The following is a 19301-nucleotide window of genomic DNA, read 5'->3' on the forward strand; positions in this document are numbered from 1 at the left end:
TCTTTTATCTATTTAGAACAGCTAATAAGCTTTATAAATAGATAATATAATGCACACTTAATTGCGGTTTTCCGTATTTGAGTGTGCATTTTTTTGGTTACTGAATTATTATGTAATCCTATAGTAATAAAGTTAAATACTTTTAAATTAGGAACAGTGCCAGACTCCAAAACCAGACACTGAATCATACATAAAAATTAACCTCTAATTATATTAGTTAACAGACTAATTTTAGTCAATTATTTTAATGTCTATTGATGTTCTACTTTGCCAACCTGTTTCATCTGTTACGGAATAGGAACAGTGGTAGTCTCCAGTATCTATATCATTTGGGATTGTTATAGGAACATTAATCTCATAATTTGTTGGAGCATCTTCAATAGTGTAATTCTCCATAAAAATTAATGGGTTTACAGCTACTTTTATAGACTCTAATACACATTCTTCGCTTTGATCGTCATGTGTATGATGATCAAAATTATGATGAATATCTATGCTATAAGTGGCTAGCGCCATGTTGTCTGTTACTTTAGCTCTAAAGTTGTATGTCTCTCCTTTTACAAGTTCCGTACAAGCTTTAGGAAATCCTTCTGTATAATTAATTGTGATAGAAGGTTTTTCTTCATCTTTATCTATACTATCATCACTAGTACATGAAATGACTGATGTGAGCAATGAAAAAAGGAATAAATGTTTTATTATTAATTTCATTTGTGAAAATTTAAGTAATTAAATCTTTTATAGAAGCTATAATTCTTCGATCGGTGCTTCAATAGAGTTAAAGCTGTTTTAATACAACTCTCTCAAGAGTACCCTGAGAGAGTTGTATTTCATTTGTTTATATTATTCAACAGTTACATCAATATGAGAACTGTATTCTTTAATATTTCCTTCTTCGTCTTCAACTTTAAAAACCATATGATATTCTCCAGCTGGTGCAGTAGCAGGAATATCTATATGCTCATGAAATTCTACTTCTGATAATTCATGATACCCTTCTTCAAAAGTTTCTTCATAATGCCATTCTGCCTCTCCAGCTCCTGGAGTTATGCCATGGGCATGGATATCTACGGTAATGTTATGAACTCTATTAACAGCATTAATCATAAATTCGGCATGGAAGTCGCTACCTCTAACCGCGGTAGCATCAATAGAGAAATTACTTAATACAATGGCATCCAATACTTGCACATGCCCTTCTACTTCAGTACTATTTCCAAGTTCATCATTTACCGTAAGAACCACATGGTATTCTCCAGCAGGAATATTACTCGGAATATCGATATGTTCATGAAATGTAGGATTGATTACCAGATATTTTTCATCTGTATAAACTTTCTCAAAATCCCAATCAACTTCTCCTTCTTCAGGAGTTAAATCGTGTCCGTGAATTGAAACATCAATACTACTTACTACGGCAGGAGCATTAATTTCTGCTTCTAGGTGTATGTCGGAGCCTTTGTATGCTACTTGATCCGTAGAATGTGAGCTTCCTTCTCCGTATTCAAAGTTGGAAATTTCAGGAGCCTCTACGCTAATGTTGTTGTCATCATCACTACTACAAGAAGTTAATAGGATTCCTGAAAATGCGACGATTGCTAAAAATTTAGAATTGAAATTCATAATGATTGTGTTTAATTATTAATATTAATTGAATGTTTGCGTTAGGGATATAGATATATTTCTTCCAGCCTCTGGGACTTCTATAAGTCTATAGAAACTAGTGTGATTGAAATATTTCTTATTGAAAATATTGTTAACTTTTATTCTCACATCAAGTGGAAGTTTGTTTTTTAGTACATTGATTTCTGTGAGCAATGACATATTTAAAACTTGATATCCATCAGTAGGTTCTTCTGGCGGAACAATTTCATTTTGATCTGCAGTAACCCTATAATTTGCAACGATTTGCGGGTTTCTGAGAAAAAGTAATTTTTTAAACTGATAACTAGCCGTAAAAAGTCCAGATAGCGGTGGCGAAAAAGGTAATGTAAAGTCCTTTTTTGGACCACTTGTTTGTCTTGAATACACATATTCTACGGCAGCATCTAGTTGTATATTCTTAAACAACCTAGTGCTTGCTTGAATTTCTCCTCCTATTCTAAAAACCTTACTTTGTGTATATTCATAAATTTGTAAGGTTTCATAATAATTGGAAGTTGGATTTAGATAAATGTAATTATCAAAAAAATTAACAAATGGACTTATTCCTACTGAAAATTTATCTTGAGTATGGGTAATTTCTAGATCTAACTGATAAGATTCTTCAGCATCTAAATCTAAGTTTCCTTTTTCATACCGATACATATGATAGTTAACTCCATCCGAAGCTAATTCATTTGCTAAAGGCATTCTAAAACTTTTACCTAGGTTAACTTTATAAGATGTGTTATTGTTGATGTAACTCAATCCAAGAGAACCGCTAAAATTCCCAAAGTTTAAAGTTTTATCCTGCGCTCTTTGTAAATACACATAAGAGGTAGAACCATCAGAATTGTTAATTGTAGAAGGATACCAGTCGAAATATGATTCTGTGTTAAGAACCCCGTAATCATACCGTACTCCTGCTTGCAAATGCAAATCTGAATTAATTTCAAATTGATCATAAGCAAATAATCCTGCGGTATATCGTTGGTAGGCAGGAATTAAAAATCCCCAACCTCCAATGCTATTATCCTGAAATTCTCCATTTATACCAGCAACAATCTCATGATTTTCTCCTAGTTTAAATTGATCTCTAGCATTTAGGGTAAACGTATTTTTATTAAACAGTCTCTCCTTACTATCAGTAGGTTTAGGCATATATCCATGGGGAACTGGCTCTGAGTGTTCTTCTCTGTAATTGTTCTGATAACCAATATCAAAATTAAGCTGATGGTTTCCCTTAAAAACTGTGGTGTTGTTAGTTAACTTAAAATGATTAACTGTATGAAAAGGCAAATCGATATCTCGATTAGAACTATCATAATCAATGTTTGATGTTCTAACTTCCAAACCATGGGCATTGGCAAAAAAGCCATTTTTAGCATTTACATTGCTTATGTAGGTAACCGTTTTAAGGTTATCTGTTATAAAACCTACACTAAAGCTTGCATTTGCCTCTTTCCCCGCAGTATTTCTTAAATTATTTTTATGTAACTCAAAAATGTAGTTTTCATAATTAATCTCATCTGTAGGAACTTTATAATCTCCATAATCACGGTATGTTATTCGCCCATTATAAAACCATTTATCATTTCTAGTCTGTATTCCTGCTGAAATTCCAAATAAGTCATTGTTACTTTCTCCTAAAAGGTTGACATCTCCTTTAAAAGAATTTTTTATTGGTATTGAGGAGGGTTTTATATTTACTACACCAGCAATAGCATCAGAACCATATAACAGAGATGCAGGTCCTTTAATTATTTGAATAGCTTCAAGTCCGTATTGATCAATTTCTAATCCATGATCGCCTCCCCATTGTTGTGCTTCATGTTTAATTCCATTTTGTACTACAGAAACTCGGTTAAATCCAAGCCCACGTATTACGGGTTTAGATTGTCCAGATCCTATATTAATGGTACTCACACCAGGTAGCTTATCTAGTGTTTGCATTAAGCTATTTTCCCTATTCTGTTTTAAAAACTCCTCATCTATTTCGTAAGAAACTGTAGGAGTTTCTTGGAGTTTTCTATTTTTAGATTTGCCATGCACCTCAATTTCATCAAGATTAGTAGTAGCTATATTTAAAGTAACTGCAGGCGTTTGCATATCTTCTATTACATGGAGGGTAAGCTCTTTAGGCTTAAAGCCGACATGAGAAACATATAATGTATGTGTTCCTTGAGAAAGATTATTAATTATAAATTGGCCTGTTGATGAAGATATAGCCTGAAAACCTTCACCTACAATAGTTACTCCCTCTATAGGATTTAATGTGTTAGCATTCAACACAGATCCCTTAACGGTGTAAGATTCCTGTGCAAATACTGTTGAGCATAGGGCAAAGCATAGCCATAAGCTCAGTATTTTAGAGATTATCATATTGAATATTATAAGATTTGAATGATTGTTCTAAGTGCAGAACCATTGCAAAACCTATACATAGAATTATACAGCGTATCGTGCCTTTATAGCCTAGCTAGTATAACTAAGTCATAGTTATATAACTTAATTAAAGAGATATAATTAAAGGAGTTTTAATTTACATTATTAAAAGGTGTCTACGCAAAATAGCAACCATAAATGAAATTAAAGCTGTCTTGATTGTTTCTTAAAATGTATAGGATTACTTATAATAAAAAAGGAGGGGGGCGTGAAAAAAGCTGATCGGTAGTAATGGTACCACAATTGTAAAAATCATAATGATTGATAATATCGTTTTCAACGAAAAAATGTGGATTTTCAATATTTACTTCCTGAAAGTCTGATGCTATAACAGGAGTTAATTCATGAGCAATGGCATGATCACATATCGTACAGTGTATAGCATGATCTTTATCATCCGCATGTGTAAGCGCATGTAATCCAACCATTTTTACAGAAAGAAAAAGGGCTAGAAATATAAAGGTGATACTATTTTTTAGATAACCATTATTCATAAGAAGCAAACCTACTAAATAAAATTAAAAAGCTTGTTAATTTAATGTGAATAAAAACATGAAATGTTAAACTTTCAAAGGTTGATAAAGCGACAAGGGTTAGTGAGTTTAATAGTGAAAATAGAGATGGTAAACGATTAACAACAATTGTTCCTGCAGTATTATTACTAATTTTGTTCTTATTATATTTTAACTTTGGTACTATTAAATATTCGTTAATAACTCGTTTACAGTATTACCGCTAGTATTCTATTTTGTAATAAAGACAAAGAAATTATAGATGAAAATTAAGATAGATAAATTTGTTCTCTCTATTATCGGGATTATTATAATAGCCTATTTTTTTCCGGAATGGGGAGCAAAAGAAAGTAAAATTCCTATTGACACAATAAGTGCGATAGGAATTTCGCTAATATTCTTTTTCTACGGACTTAAACTAAGTCCTACGAAATTAAAAGCAGGGCTTAAAAACTGGAAACTTCATTTGTTAGTTCAAGTATCTACGTTTTTAATATTTCCGTTAATAGTATTAATGTTTCAACCATTAATTAAAAATGAAGAACAAGAAACTATTTGGTTGGCATTCTTTTTTCTAGCCGCGCTACCATCTACAGTATCATCTTCTGTAGTAATGGTTTCTATGGCTAAAGGAAATATTCCAGCTGCTATTTTTAATGCTAGTATCTCAGGTATTATTGGGATTATAATTACTCCACTTTGGATGGGACTTTTTGTGCAAGGACAGCAAGCAGAATTTGATTTTACAGAAATTTATAGCAAATTAATTATTCAAATAGTCCTCCCAGTAATATTGGGACTTTTACTACAACGTTTTTTGGGTGATTTTGCTCAAAAACATAATGCAAAACTCACATTTTTTGATAAATCGATTATTTTATTAATAATATATAAAAGTTTTGCTGAATCTTTTAATGGAGATACTTTCAAAACTATATCTATAAAGGACCTGTCATTTCTTCTTTTAGGAGTATTAGCTTTATTCATGTTCATGTTTATGATAACAAATTTTATTTCAAAAAAGCTCTCTTTCTCCAGAGAAGATCAAATTACAGCAACATTTTGTGGGACTAAAAAATCTTTAGTGCATGGAACAGTTTTCTCAAAAATAATCTTCGGAAATATGGCGGTACTAGGTATAATTTTACTGCCTTTAATGTTATATCATGCTGTACAATTATTATTAATCAGTACTATGGCTTCAAGGATGGAGCAAGAATATTCCAACTTACAAGTTAATAAAGAGGGAGATGCATAATTATAAACAATGGAAAATAGGGAGGCAACAGGGGGGCTTGCCCCCTTATGGATACCCCCTAGAGGGGTGTTGAGATGGGTTCTAACCGTTAAATTAATGCTTATAAGCGATAAAAGAAGGCTTTTTTGCCACTTGCTATGGCCTTTTAGGGGTATTGAGGTGGGCAACACCCCATGAAGAGAGGGGTCAAAGGGGGTGTAGATAGGGCTATGTGGTGGCTTAATAGGGGTTTTTAGCCATAAAACGACCCAAATAAGGTCTTCCGTAACCGCTATAAGGGGTGTTCTGACCTATCTAGGCATATGTAGTACGCCTTCGATTTAGTTGATTTTGAGGTGAATTAGTATTGAGAGCATGAGAATATATAAGATTATTTTTATCTTGAAGACAAAAGTAAGGTTGACTTTTTATTGTGTTTACCTATGCTAAAATGGTAGATTCCCACAGAAACATATTTTAAAAGATTTACCGCTATTTCTTACACAAAAGCATCAGAAAATACTAAAGCTTTGTAATACTATATACTACTTAATAATCGATAGTTTAATCAATTTAGACTGAAGTCTTAAAACGTGTAGGTGAATTAATTATCTACTTTATTTTATTATTATTACCTGATAATTAGTTCTTTGTGTTTTTGTGACTTCACTTTTGTTTCCTGTAAAAACCATATGTTGTACAAAAAAAGACATGATTAAATCATTTTGCCACATTGTTACATATATTGCATTCTATATTATTAATTATATATGGCTATAAATAAATCAACCTTACCTATTATCCATTTTATAACTATTTTCTTAGGAATTTCAGGTGTAATTAGTGCTCAACAAAGTAATTATTTTGATCATATTACTACTGCTGAGGGGCTTTCTCAAAATGATGTAAACTCTATATACCAAGATGTATATGGTTATATGTGGTTTGGTACGCATGATGGGTTAGATAAATATGATGGATATGACTTTCACGTTTTTAAACCTGACCCTAATAACGATACTTCCATCAATAGTAATTTGATATTTTCAATTGTTGGGGATACTGTAGGTAATCTATGGATTGGTACCACAGGAAATGGATTGACATATTTAGAAAGAGATACGGGTAAGTTTATAAATTTTGAGCATCAAGAAGGAAACAATAAAAGTATCAGTAATAATTATGTTTCTAGGGTACTTTTAGATTCTAAAAATAGGCTTTGGGTAGGAACTAATGAAGGTATTAATATGCTAAAGCTTCATGATTCTATAGCTAAAAGTACTTTTTTAAGATATAATTTAGAAGATAAATTTACAGGTTTTGATAAGGAAGTAAATACTATTGGTGAGATATATGAAGATAATATGGGAGACATTTGGGTTGGAGCTACATATGGTCTTTATAAATTATCTCGTGATAATAATGGGGAGGCTTATTTTAAACATATGAATGGTTATTTTAATCTTCCAGAAGTAAATAATTCAAGTATAGCTCAAGATTATAATGGCAATTTGTATGTAGGGACTTCTTTAGGGTTGTATTTTATAGATGTTCATGATAAAAGGCCACAAGCTGAATTAATTTATGATGGTTATTATAATGAGTTGATTATTGATCAGCAAAACAATATTTGGGGAGGAACAAACAATGGACTCTTATTGTTTGAAAATAAAAATGGAACTCCAAAATTTGTAGATAGGTTCGTGTATAATCCAAGGAGTAATTTTAGTATTACAAAAAATATTGTTAAGTCTTTATTTATTGATGATACAGGGATCATTTGGGTAGGAACAAATGGAGGTGGAGTTAATAAGTTAGATCCTAATAGGAAAAAGTTTGATCATGTAAAAAAAACTGTAGACCCTCAAAGTTTAAGTTACGATAAAATAAGATCCATGTATGAAGACTCTAATGGGACCATGTGGATAGGTACAGAAGGAGGAGGCTTAAATATGCAGCTTAAAAGTGAGGGGAGTTTAGGGCAAGTTAAGTTTAAAAAGTTTCCATCGGTACATAAGGCTTTTGTTATTTCTGAAGTTGATTATCTTAATAGAAAAGAACTTTGGATAGGAGCAGAGGGGTCGCCTAGTTTATATAGATTAAATATGAATTTAACAAGACCCGTTCAAGACAAAGATTTTATTCCTATAACGGAACTTGAAAAAAGTGTATTTAGTATTAAGCAAGACTCTGATGAAAATATATGGTTGGGAACATATTCAGGAGGAATTTATAGATACAAGCTTAATACTGATAAAACTGCTTATCAAATAGATAACTTTCATCATGAGAAGTTAAATTTAAATTCCCTTTCTAATGATATTATAAGAGATATTTTAGAGGATAACGAAGGAAATTTATGGTTTGCAACTGGTAATGGTCTCTCATTTATATCTTATGAAGAGCGCTCAAAAAAGACACCAAATTTTAAGAATTATAAGAATCTTAAAGGAGCGGCTACATCTCTTAGTCATAATTATGTATTGTCGCTATTTCAAGATAGTAAGAACAATATTTGGGTGGGTACTTTTGGAGGAGGACTCAATAAGCTAGTACGAAATGAAAAAACAAATAAAGTTCACTTTCAAGTATATACCGAAGCAAATGGACTTCCTAATAACGTAATAAAAGCGATTCTAGAAGATGATAAGGGAGATTTATGGATTTCTACAAATCAAGGATTAAGTATGTTCAATGTTGAATCAGAAACTTTTACTAATTATGATGTTAATGATGGTTTACAAAGTAATGAGTTTCAAGAATTGGCATATTTAAAAAAAGATAATGGGCAGTTATTATTCGGAGGGGTTAATGGATATAATTCTTTTTATCCTTCAACTATAGAGAACAATAAAATCCCATCTAAAACGGTAATAACAGAGTTTTTAATTAATAACAATCCCATTGAGGTAGGAAAGGAAGTAGATGATAGGGTTATTTTAAATCATGCAATAGAGAACACAGATAAAATCGAATTAGCATATAATCAAAATAGTTTCTCTTTTGAGTTCTCAGCATTACATTATGCAGCTCCTCAGAAAAACAAGTTTCAATATAAATTAGAAGGTTTTGATGAAAATTGGATGAAAACTGACGCTTCAAAGAGATTTGCAACTTATACTAATCTGGAACCAGGAGATTATAAATTAAAAGTAAAGTCATCTAATAATGATGGGTTGTGGGACCCCACACCATCTGTTTTGTCAATCCACATAATACCCCCATTTTGGAAAACCGAACTGGCTTATTGCACATATATATTATTAATAATTTTAATTCTCGTGTTGTCATGGCGATATACAATAAAGAATGCTACTAAGAAACACCAATTAGAGCTAGATGAATTAGAAAAAGAGCAAACAGAGGAATTACAACGTTTAAAACTAGAGTTTTTTACTAATATTTCTCATGAGTTTAGAACACCGTTAACCTTAATAAAAGGACCCTTAGAGTACATTCAGAAGAGTGGAGAACAGCTTAATTGGAAAGTATTACAGGAACAATTAGGGCTTATGAATAAAAATACTGATTATTTAATGCGTCTTGTGAATCAGTTATTAGATTTTCGAAAAATTACGCAAGGAAAAATGCGACTTGTAGTGCGTAATACTAACATCGTTTCTTTTATCAAAGAAGTGTCAGAACCTTTTCAGTTCTTAGCTCAAAAGAAAAAGATAGATTTCAAAATTAAAACAGACGACACGTCATTAAAATCATGGTTTGATCATGATGCATTAGAAAAAATATTGAATAACCTATTATCTAATGCATTTAAATTTACTCCTGATAATGGAAAAATAAGAGTTAAAATTAAAGTGCGAAAAAATATAGCTAATTCTTCGTATGCTAATAAAATGGACTATGTAGAGATTGTAGTTAAAAACTCTGGGCATGGAATTCCGAAGGAGAAAATGAATAATATTTTTGAGCGGTTTTATGTTGATGGAGACAAAAAAGATAGAAATCCTGAAGGAATGGGAATTGGCCTTTCTTTCGTTAAAAATCTTGTAAACCTTCATGTAGGGGAGATTACAGTTACTAGCAAAGAAAATATTGGAACGAAGTTTAAGATTTTAATTCCAAAGGATAAAGAAGCATATATTAATATTCCAGAAATAACTTGTAAAGAAGCTTCAGATAACGATTATTATGTGCGTTCTTCTGAAAGTGAATCTTTTGCAATTGGAATTAATGACGATATCGTTGACGGAAATTTACCTAGAACAAGTTCTAAGAAACCTGTTTTACTAATTGTAGATGACAATAAAGATATTCGAACTTTTATAAATCAGGCCTTAAAAGAAGAATATTTTATTTATGAAGCTGAAAATGGGAAAAGTGGTTTTGAAATGGCAAAAAAGCACGCTCCAAATATTATTCTTACCGACTTATTGATGCCAGTAATGGATGGCATTGAATTATGTGAACAATTAAAAACAAACCCTACTACAAGTCATATCCCTATCATTATGCTAACTGCTAAAGCTTCTCAAGAGAGTGAAATACAGGGCTTGAAAAATGGTGCAGATGATTATATCCGTAAGCCTTTTGATATGGATGCTCTTCAATTAAAACTAGCTAATATTATAAAGCAAAGGGAATTATTTAGAAAACGCTTTAATAGAGAGATTCATTTACAACCCAATGAGGTGACTGTAACCTCAACTGACGAAAAATTTCTAAATCAAGCTATGGAGATTGTTGAGAAACATATGATGAATACCGATTTTAATGTTGAAATGCTTGTAAAAGAAATGGGTTATAGTCGAAGCAACCTCTATTTAAAATTCAAAGAATTAACAGGGCTGACTTCTAGTGAATTTATAAGAAATATACGACTAAAACGTGCGGTTCAGCTATTCGAAAATAGTGATTTAACAGTAAAAGAGGTGATGTACAAAACAGGTTTTAACACAGCATCTTATTTTTCTAAATGCTTTAAAAAACAGTTTGGAGTCATACCAAGTGAGTATGTACAGCAAAAAGGAAATAAAACAGATTAGTTATACTTATAAATACGTCAAATTAGACATATGTTGCCTAATTATAATGATCAGTTATAGAGGTGCACTTTTTGATAGCTTACTTTTAATCCTAAATAAATTAACCATACTGTAATGAAATACATTAAAGAAAATACATGGATATTGCTTTTAGTATCTATAGTGTTTTTATTTCCATCTTGTAAAGGAGAAAAAGAGGAAAAAGAAGTACAACCTAATATTTTGTATATCATGGCCGATGATCATACAACACAAGCATTTGGGGTGTATAAGAGTAGATTGGCTAAGTTAAATCCTACACCGAATATTGATAAAATTGCTAAAAATGGAGTTGTTTTTGATAATTGTTATGTAAATAATTCTATCTGTGTTCCAAGTAGAGCAGCTATTATAACGGGACAAAGAGCGCAAACAAATGGCGTAATCGACTTGGAAGGTGTTTTACCGCCAGATAGACAGTATTTACCAAAAGAAATTAGCGCTCTGGGATATCAAACTGCAATTATAGGAAAATGGCATTTACATGAAGAACCTGCTGCATTTGATTATTATAAAGTTTTACCTGTTCAAGGAAAATATTTTAATCCTGATTTTAGAGTAAAGGGAAATGGACAATGGCCAAATAACATTGAACATACTACAGGGCATTCTTCTGATGTTATTACTAATTCTACACTAGATTGGTTGAAAAATAAAAGAGATCCCAGTAAACCATTTTTCTTAATGCATCATTTTAAGGCACCTCATGATGATTTTGAAAATGCTCCTCGATATGATAATTATCTTGAAGAAGAGTTTATTCCTGAACCAGAAAGTTTGTATGATAATAAGTCAAATGGATCTATAGCTACTCGTGGTATAAACGATTCTTTAACGCGAATTATCGGTTCTTCTGTATCTAGAAGGAATTTAATTCGTAATCAAGCTATGAATATATATCCTGATAGCAGCGTTTATAAAAATTATAGAGATGCAAATGCTATTGCACAAAGTGAATATGTACCTTTTGATAATACTTCTGAAGAAAAAAATATTACTAAAAAAGTATATCAAGATTATCTAAAAAAATATTTGCGCTGTGTAAAAGGGGTAGATGATAATGTAAAAAGAATAATAGATTATTTGGATAAAGAAGGATTGTTAGAAAATACTATCATTGTATATACAGGAGACCAAGGGTTTATGCTTGGAGAACATGATTATATTGACAAACGATGGATGTATGAAGAATCCATGCGAATGCCGTTAATAGTAAGCTATCCAAAGAAAATAAAAGAAGGAATTAGAACGGATGCAATTGTTAATAATACTGATTTTGCACCAACACTAATAGAGTTAGCAGGAGGTAAGAAACCAACTTATATGCAGGGTAATAGTTTTAAAGAAATCCTAGAAACGGGTAAAGAACCAAAAGATTGGCAGCAGTCAACTTACTATCGTTATTGGATGCATATGGCTCATAAGCATGGTAATCCTGCTCATTTTGGAATTCGGACAAAGAAATATAAACTTATTTTTTTCTACGGAAGGTATTGGGTAGATACAGATGACCCAAAAGCAACATGGAATAAGGACAGTTGGGGTAATGATTTTACGAGAAAAACACCTGTTGCATGGGAGTTTTATGATTTGGAAAAAGATCCTAATGAAATGAATAATGCCTATAAAGATCCCAATTATAATAAGATTATAGATAGCTTAAAGTTAGAACTTATAAAACTTAGAAAGCAATTAAATGAAACTGATAAAAACTACCCTCATATTCAAAAGGTAATCGATGCTCATTGGAATGATTAAGTAATGAATATTTATAAATTCAAATTATAGTTAAATTGGTTAGTTAAATATGTTTGATTAAAGCCCATTCCTGATATATGGAATGGGCTTTATTTCTTGTAGATTCTATAGTTAAGAATGTATGCTGTCAAATTTATTCTAATTTAAAGATTTGTTCTGTTGGAAGCCATTTAATTCCTTTTGGAGCCCATGGAAGCTCTTGTTGAAAATTCTGCATTAAACTTTCCCATTCTTGTACCTTTTTATTGTTTGCATCCATATAAGCTTTGGTATCAAAATCGAAAGTTTCATTAACTTCCATAACCATAAACAGTCTATTGCCAGTTAGATAAATTTCCATATCAAGGATACCAGCCTCTTTAATTGATTTAGTTATCTCTGGCCAGGCATTACCCGCAGCATGATATTCTTTGTATTTTTCTATTAGTTGTTGGTCTTGTTTAAGGTCACAAGCCATACAATGTCTTTTAGTTTTCATCAGCAGTATGATATTTTTTATAAACGTTTCTACTATATATCGCAATTACAATAAAACAAAGAAGTGGGAGAATAAATGAAAAATTTACTTCAGGTACACCAAGAATTAATGTGTCGGTATATCCATCGCCTCCTATATCTAAAATAATTCCCTGTAGAGTGGGCATAAGTGCACCTCCTACAATAGCCATTACTAAAAAGGCCGCTCCAAATTTAGCATCTTCCCCTTGTCCTTCTAATGCAATTCCGTAAATAGTTGGAAACATGATAGACATAAAAAATGATACAGTTACTAAGGCGTAAAGTCCAATATATCCAGGAATAAAAATGGTAATTAATGTTGCAACCATAGCTCCTATGGAAAATATAAATAGTAGTTTTCCTGAATTAATATAACGTAGTAACGCTGTACCTATCCATCTACCAATTAAAAAGACGATCAGTGCAATGATTCCATATTTTACAGCTGTTTGGTTATCTATTCCGATAGATTCCGCATATTGATATAAATAAGTCCAACACATTATTTGAGCCCCTACATAAAAAGCTTGAGCTATTACCCCTCCATAAAATTTAGGATGTGAGAAAAGTCTTTTTATGGCATCTTTAATGTTTACCTTAGATTCTTGTTCTTTATTTTTAGGCATTTTAACAATAAAAATCAATATAAAAAAGGCAATTACAACGAGGCCTAAGATTACATATGGATTTCTAATAACTGCAAGGTCACTGGTTCTTATAGTAGCTTTTGCAGTCTCAGATAAAGTTTCATACACAGAGTTTCCTTGAGAATCTAAGTCATCTGATTGTAGGGCCCCTAAAATAAAATTTTGAGCGACTATAAGTCCTCCTAAGGCTCCGATAGGATTAAAAGCTTGTGCTAGATTGAGTCGCTGTGTAGCAGTTTCAGGAGCTCCCATAGATAATATATAAGGATTAGCAGTTGTTTCTAAAAAAGCTAAGCCAAAAGTGAGTATGTATAATGCTGCCAAGAAGTAAACAAATTCTTGATATGCAGCAGCTGGGATAAAAAGTAAGGCACCTATAGCATAAAGAGCCAAGCCTAAAAGGATTCCTTTTTTATATGAGTATTTATTAACAAAGATAGCAGCGGGTAGTGCCATTGTAAAGTATCCTCCATAAAAAGCTAATTGTACTAAAGAGGCTTGAAAATTATTAAGCTCCAAGACTTTCTTAAAAGCAGATACCATAGGATTGGTAATATCATTTGCAAAGCCCCATAAAGCAAATAAAGAGGTAATTAAAATGAATGGTATTAAAACTTTCTTTGAAACAATAGCATGGGTGTGTTTTTTCATAAGGTTAATTTAACTGCGTAATATTATAATTTTTTTTATTGTAGCTATACGTTACTGTGGAAGTAATGAGCGGTCTAAGTGTACATATCCTCCATCAATGAATATAAATTGCCCAGTTGTATGAGAGGAAATATTAGAAATAGTGAATAAACATGCATTTGCGATTTCCTCAGGGGTAGTCATTCTATTTTCTAGTGGGATTTTTTTTGTGATTGCTTTTAATTTTTCTTGCCCATTTTGAAGGGAATCAATCCAGTTTTCATAGGCAGGAGTATAGCTTTCTGCAATGATAATAGCATTGGATCGGATTTTGTAGTTAATAAGATCAACAGCCCATTCTCTAGTTAATCCTAAAACACCTCCTTTTGATGCTGCATAACCAGAAGTTCCGCCTTGTCCTGTTAATGCGACTTTAGACCCTATGTTTAAGATGTTTCCTTTAGAAGCTTTTAAAAGGGGTAATGCATATTTTACCATGGCAAAATAGCTAACTAAATTTAATTGGAGTGACTTCATAAATTCTTCAATGCTACCATTAATTCCAACTCCATCATTTACACCAACATTATTTATAATAACATCTATACGATGGTATTTATCTTCCACAGTTTTTATAGCCTTTTCAATTTGTTTGGTGTCAGTGAGATCTGTTTTAACAAAGAGGCTATCAATACCTTTATCATTCAATTCTTTTTGGTATTCAAAACCACGGTCATTTCTACAAATAATAACAGGAATTGCTCCTTCATTTGCCAATGATTGAACGATGGTCTCTCCTATACTTCCTTTTATTCCAGCTGCTCCAGTTACTAAAACAACCTTATCTTTTAATTGTAAATCCATATCTTATAAATTATAAAATTCTATTGCATTTTCACCCCAAAAAGCAGCTTGTTCACTATTAGATAAACGAGTTACAAATTGAGATACTAATTTTTTAACTTCATTATAATTCCCAGCCACTAAACATACCGGCCAATCAGATCCAAACATAATTCGTTTTGGACCGAAGCTCGCTAATATTAGCTCCATATATGGAACTATTTGCTCATAATTCCATTGTTTATAATCGGCTTCTGTGATCATCCCAGAAAGTTTGCAATACACATTTTCATGTTTTGATATAGCGTTTATTAAAGTAGCCCAACCGCTATAAAACCCATCTTTTATATATGGTTTTGCTATATGATCTATTACAAATTTTTGATTAGGAAATCGCTCTATGAATTCTAAAGTAGCTCCTAGTTGGTGTGGAAATACAAGAATATCATAACTGAGCTGATATTTTTCTAATAGAGAAACTCCATTACTAAAAGATTTTCTGAGAACAAAATTTGGATCTTCTTCCCCTTGTACAATATGTCTAACACCTTTAAATAAAGAGTTAGATGCATATTGTTCTATGCTCTTTTCTATGTTATTATTTTGAAGGTCTAACCAACCTACAACACCTTTAATAAAGTTATTATCGGCAGCAAGTTTTAAGAGGAAATCATTTTCTTCTAAGGTTTGGTCTGCTTGAACTGCAACACACCCGGTAATAGAATGCTGATTGTATATTGGTTTTAAATCTTTTGGAAGGAAATCCCTACGGATAACTTTCATTTCATCATTTATCCAAGAATGCTTTTCAATTTCATAATTCCAAAAATGCTGATGACTATCGATAATCATATTTTTAATTTTCTAGATTAATTGCAGATAAACTATTCAAAACCCCCATGCTTAAGATGGAGTTTATGTATTGTTCTAATAAAATTGTTAATTCTGGAAATTGTGTTAAGTCGTTCTCAAATAAGAGTTCACTCTTTGCAATTATATGTGTAAACTGATTAATGCTTATTCTTTCCTTATTTAAATCATCCCACTGTCTTTTAAAGAATTTTAGATATTTTTCATCATCTTTTAAAGGGATTTCTGTCTCTTGATATTTGCCTTTATAAAAAACGATTAATGCAGCAAGTGAAAAGATAATATGCTTTGGAGGACTATTTTTTTGCTCGTAAAAATCAATTAGAGTAGGGAGTAAGCGTGTACGAAACTTCGTAATGCTATTTAAAGAAATTCTAATAAGCTGATGTTCTAAATATGGGTTTTTAAACCTATTTAAAGTATCGTTAATAAAGTTTTCAATTTCATTTTCAGAGAATTCCTTGCTCATTATAGGCATTACTTCCAGTTGTAAAAAGTTTTGTACGAAGTTCAATAGCTCTTGCTGTTTCATTACATCTTTTACCGTTTTTATTCCGGCCAAATAAGCTACAGGAACCATGGCAGTATGTGCTCCATTAAGTACTCTAACTTTTAATTTTCTATAGGGAGTTAAATCATTTACAAATTTAACTTGCAAATCAGTTTGTGAAAAAGGAAGTTCCTTAGCAATAAAATCTGGTCCCTCAATTAACCAGCTATGGTAGGTTTCTCCAACAACCAAAAGCTCGTCTTTATACCCTTTCTCTTTATAAATTTTTTCAGATAATTTTTCTGAATATCCTGAAACAATACGATCTACCAATGTATTACAGAAATAATTACTTTTTAAAATCCATTCTTTAAAATCATTAGGTAATTCCCAAAGATTGATGTAATCAATAATTGCTTTTTGCAAGGACGTTCCGTTACTTTCAATTAATTCACATGGTAGAAAGATGCACCCTTTATCTTTTTCACCGTTAAAGTGATTGTATCGTGTAAAGAGCCATTGTGTTAATTTAGCAGGGAATTCTTTGGCAGGTGTATCTTCTAATAAATCATTATTATTAAAGGTAATTCCCGCTTCTGTAGTGTTCGAAATAATGAAGCGAATACTTGGAATTTTAGCAGTAGCTATGTAAGCATCATATTCATTGTAAGAATGTATGATATTACTTATGCAATTTATAGTTCTAGTTATGGAGGAGGCCTTTTCATCTTTAATACCTTCTAAAATTATATTGTAATGACCATTCTGATTTTTTAATGCAGCATAATCACCGCTTTTAGTAGGCTTGACAATAATAATATTTCCATTAAATGAAGTTTTTTCATTTAAAACCTCTATAAAATCATCTATAAACGCTCTTAAAAAGTTACCTCCACCAAATTGTAAAACTTTAGCGGGGTTATCTCTTGTTGTATGTATTTTATTTGACTTCATATTTACTTCAATAAAAGGGTTTCTCTACTGATAAATGTTATCGAATCTATCGTAGATGTTATTGGTTATAATTACTTATAGCGATATCCCTCTTTTCCAAGGAATAAAATCATTATTACTATTAATTTCAGCTTTCACTTCTTTTCTACCGCTTGCAACTTCAATAATATCTGATATTATTTTTTCTCCCATACTTTCTATAGAAGAATCTCCAGTTATTATTGTCCCTGCGTCGATATCTATAATATCTTTCATCTTATTGTATAAGGTAGTATTGCTAGACATTTTAAGAACTGGTGTAATTGGGTTGCCAGTTGGAGTACCTAAACCAGTAGTAAAAACAATTATATTACATCCAGAACCTGCTAGTCCAGTGGTGCTCTCTACGTCATTTCCTGGGGTACATAGAAGACTTAGACCAGGTTTTTCTGCTTGTTCGGTATAATCTAAGACACTCACAATAGGAGAAGTTCCTCCTTTTTTAGCAGCTCCAGCAGATTTCATAGCATCAGTAATAAGGCCATCTTTTATATTTCCAGGGGAAGGATTATTTTCAAATCCAGACCCTACAGCTACAGCCGCCGAAGAGTATGCTTTCATGAGTTTTGTGAACTTTTGAGCATCTTCTTCATGGACACATCTATTAATTAACTCCTGTTCAACACCATTCAGTTCAGGAAACTCGGATAGAACAGCACTTCCACCTAGAGCTATTAATAAATCGGAGGCATACCCCAACGCAGGATTGGCTGAGATTCCTGAAAATCCATCAGACCCTCCACATTCTAACCCTAATTTTAACTTGCTTAATGGTGCTGGTTTTCTAGATGTTTTATTAGCTTCAATTAGACCAAGAAAAGTTAGTTTTGTAGCTTCTTCAATGAAAGTGTGCTCATTTTTACTTTGTTGCTGTTCAATATAATGAACTGGTTTCTCAGAGTTAGGACTAATCTCTTTTATAGCTTTTTCTAACATTTCCATTTGTGCATTCTGACACCCTAAACTTAAAATTGTCGCTCCTGCTACATTTGCATTGATTATGTATCCTGCCAATAACCTACAAAGTGTTTCGGCATCCTGCCTTATTCCTCCGCATCCGCCATCGTGTTTTAAATACTTGATACCATCTACATTTTTAAAAACTCTATTTTTCATTAACTCCTTACGAGTACTTATAATAGGTGTATTATAAATAGCATCTATACTATCTCCAGCTTGATATTTTTTTATTAGTTCATGGGTATCTATAGAAATATCTTTTTTATTATTATAACCTAATGCTTCATTTAGAGAAGCTTCTAATAATTCTACATTTCTATTTTCACAGAAGACTAAGGGAATAACAAGCCAATAATTAGCAGTTCCAACCTTTCCATCTTTGCGGTGATATCCATCAAAAGTGCGGTTTTTAAAATTTTGAATAGAAGGAGGTATCCATTTTTCTATTTTTTTTCTCTCTAGATATTCAGCAGAAGCATGTTTTATATTAGATACAGTAATAGCGGTACCAGCATTAATATCTTTTGTAGCAATACCGATTAACACGCCATACATATATATTGGTGCTTCGTTTTTTATAGCGTGTAAAGCAAATTTATGTTTCTGTTTTATATCTTCTTCTAGGGTAACTGATAAATCCCCAATCTGTGCTATTGTTCCTTTAGGTAAATTTTTAATGGCGACAACAATATTATCTTTAGGATCTATTTGTACGTAACTGAACTCCATAAATAA

Annotated in this window: 13 protein-coding genes; 3 read left to right on the forward strand and 10 right to left on the reverse strand. The window is 31.8% G+C overall.

What is annotated here, in order from left to right:
- Positions 1–231 precede the first annotated feature (231 nt).
- From JM658_RS15435 to JM658_RS15450, 4 genes are all read right to left on the reverse strand, one after another.
- Positions 232–711 carry a DUF4625 domain-containing protein gene (locus JM658_RS15435; RefSeq protein ID WP_236960349.1) on the reverse strand — a complete coding sequence of 160 codons (480 nt, stop codon included), beginning with the start codon at positions 709–711 and terminating at the stop codon, positions 232–234.
- A 132-nt stretch (positions 712–843) separates the two neighbouring features.
- Positions 844–1623, reverse strand: a complete 780-nt coding sequence (locus JM658_RS15440) for a DUF4625 domain-containing protein (protein ID WP_236960351.1) — start codon at positions 1621–1623, stop codon at positions 844–846.
- A 24-nt stretch (positions 1624–1647) separates the two neighbouring features.
- Complete coding sequence (locus JM658_RS15445) at positions 1648–4023, reverse strand: TonB-dependent receptor (RefSeq protein WP_236960363.1); 2376 nt, start codon at positions 4021–4023, stop codon at positions 1648–1650.
- Between the two features lie 248 nt (positions 4024–4271).
- Complete coding sequence (locus JM658_RS15450) at positions 4272–4580, reverse strand: hypothetical protein (protein ID WP_236960365.1); 309 nt, start codon at positions 4578–4580, stop codon at positions 4272–4274.
- Positions 4581–4860: 280 nt separating this feature from the next.
- Between JM658_RS15450 and JM658_RS15455 the strand changes: the two genes are divergently transcribed.
- From JM658_RS15455 to JM658_RS15465, 3 genes are all read left to right on the forward strand, one after another.
- The gene (locus JM658_RS15455) at positions 4861–5856 is read left to right on the forward strand and encodes a bile acid:sodium symporter family protein (RefSeq protein ID WP_236960367.1); all 996 of its coding nucleotides are present in this window, start codon (positions 4861–4863) and stop codon (positions 5854–5856) included.
- Between the two features lie 749 nt (positions 5857–6605).
- Complete coding sequence (locus tag JM658_RS15460) at positions 6606–10838, forward strand: two-component regulator propeller domain-containing protein (protein WP_236960374.1); 4233 nt, start codon at positions 6606–6608, stop codon at positions 10836–10838.
- A gap of 114 nt (positions 10839–10952) precedes the next feature.
- A complete protein-coding gene (locus JM658_RS15465) occupies positions 10953–12635 on the forward strand; it encodes a sulfatase family protein (RefSeq protein ID WP_236960376.1) in 1683 nt (560 codons plus the stop codon).
- Between the two features lie 133 nt (positions 12636–12768).
- Here the strand turns inward: JM658_RS15465 and JM658_RS15470 are convergent, their stop codons facing one another.
- The 6 genes from JM658_RS15470 to JM658_RS15495 form a co-directional block, all read right to left on the reverse strand.
- Complete coding sequence (locus JM658_RS15470) at positions 12769–13092, reverse strand: L-rhamnose mutarotase (protein WP_236960379.1); 324 nt, start codon at positions 13090–13092, stop codon at positions 12769–12771.
- 10 nt (positions 13093–13102) lie between these two features.
- Entirely contained in the window at positions 13103–14431 is a 1329-nt protein-coding gene (fucP, locus tag JM658_RS15475) for an L-fucose:H+ symporter permease (RefSeq protein ID WP_236960381.1), read from the reverse strand.
- 51 nt (positions 14432–14482) lie between these two features.
- Positions 14483–15274 carry an SDR family oxidoreductase gene (locus tag JM658_RS15480; RefSeq protein ID WP_236960383.1) on the reverse strand — a complete coding sequence of 264 codons (792 nt, stop codon included), beginning with the start codon at positions 15272–15274 and terminating at the stop codon, positions 14483–14485.
- A 3-nt stretch (positions 15275–15277) separates the two neighbouring features.
- A complete protein-coding gene (locus JM658_RS15485; RefSeq protein ID WP_236960385.1) occupies positions 15278–16105 on the reverse strand; it encodes an amidohydrolase family protein in 828 nt (275 codons plus the stop codon).
- A 4-nt stretch (positions 16106–16109) separates the two neighbouring features.
- Positions 16110–17567 (reverse strand): tagaturonate reductase, encoded by a 1458-nt coding sequence (locus JM658_RS15490; RefSeq protein ID WP_236960394.1) that lies wholly within the window; start codon positions 17565–17567, stop codon positions 16110–16112.
- Positions 17568–17642: 75 nt separating this feature from the next.
- Positions 17643–19295 carry a UxaA family hydrolase gene (locus JM658_RS15495; RefSeq protein ID WP_236960396.1) on the reverse strand — a complete coding sequence of 551 codons (1653 nt, stop codon included), beginning with the start codon at positions 19293–19295 and terminating at the stop codon, positions 17643–17645.
- Between the last annotated feature and the right edge of the window lie 6 nt (positions 19296–19301).

This window comes from Joostella atrarenae, from assembly GCF_021764745.1.
GTDB classification, from domain to species: Bacteria; Bacteroidota; Bacteroidia; order Flavobacteriales; family Flavobacteriaceae; genus Galbibacter; species Galbibacter atrarenae.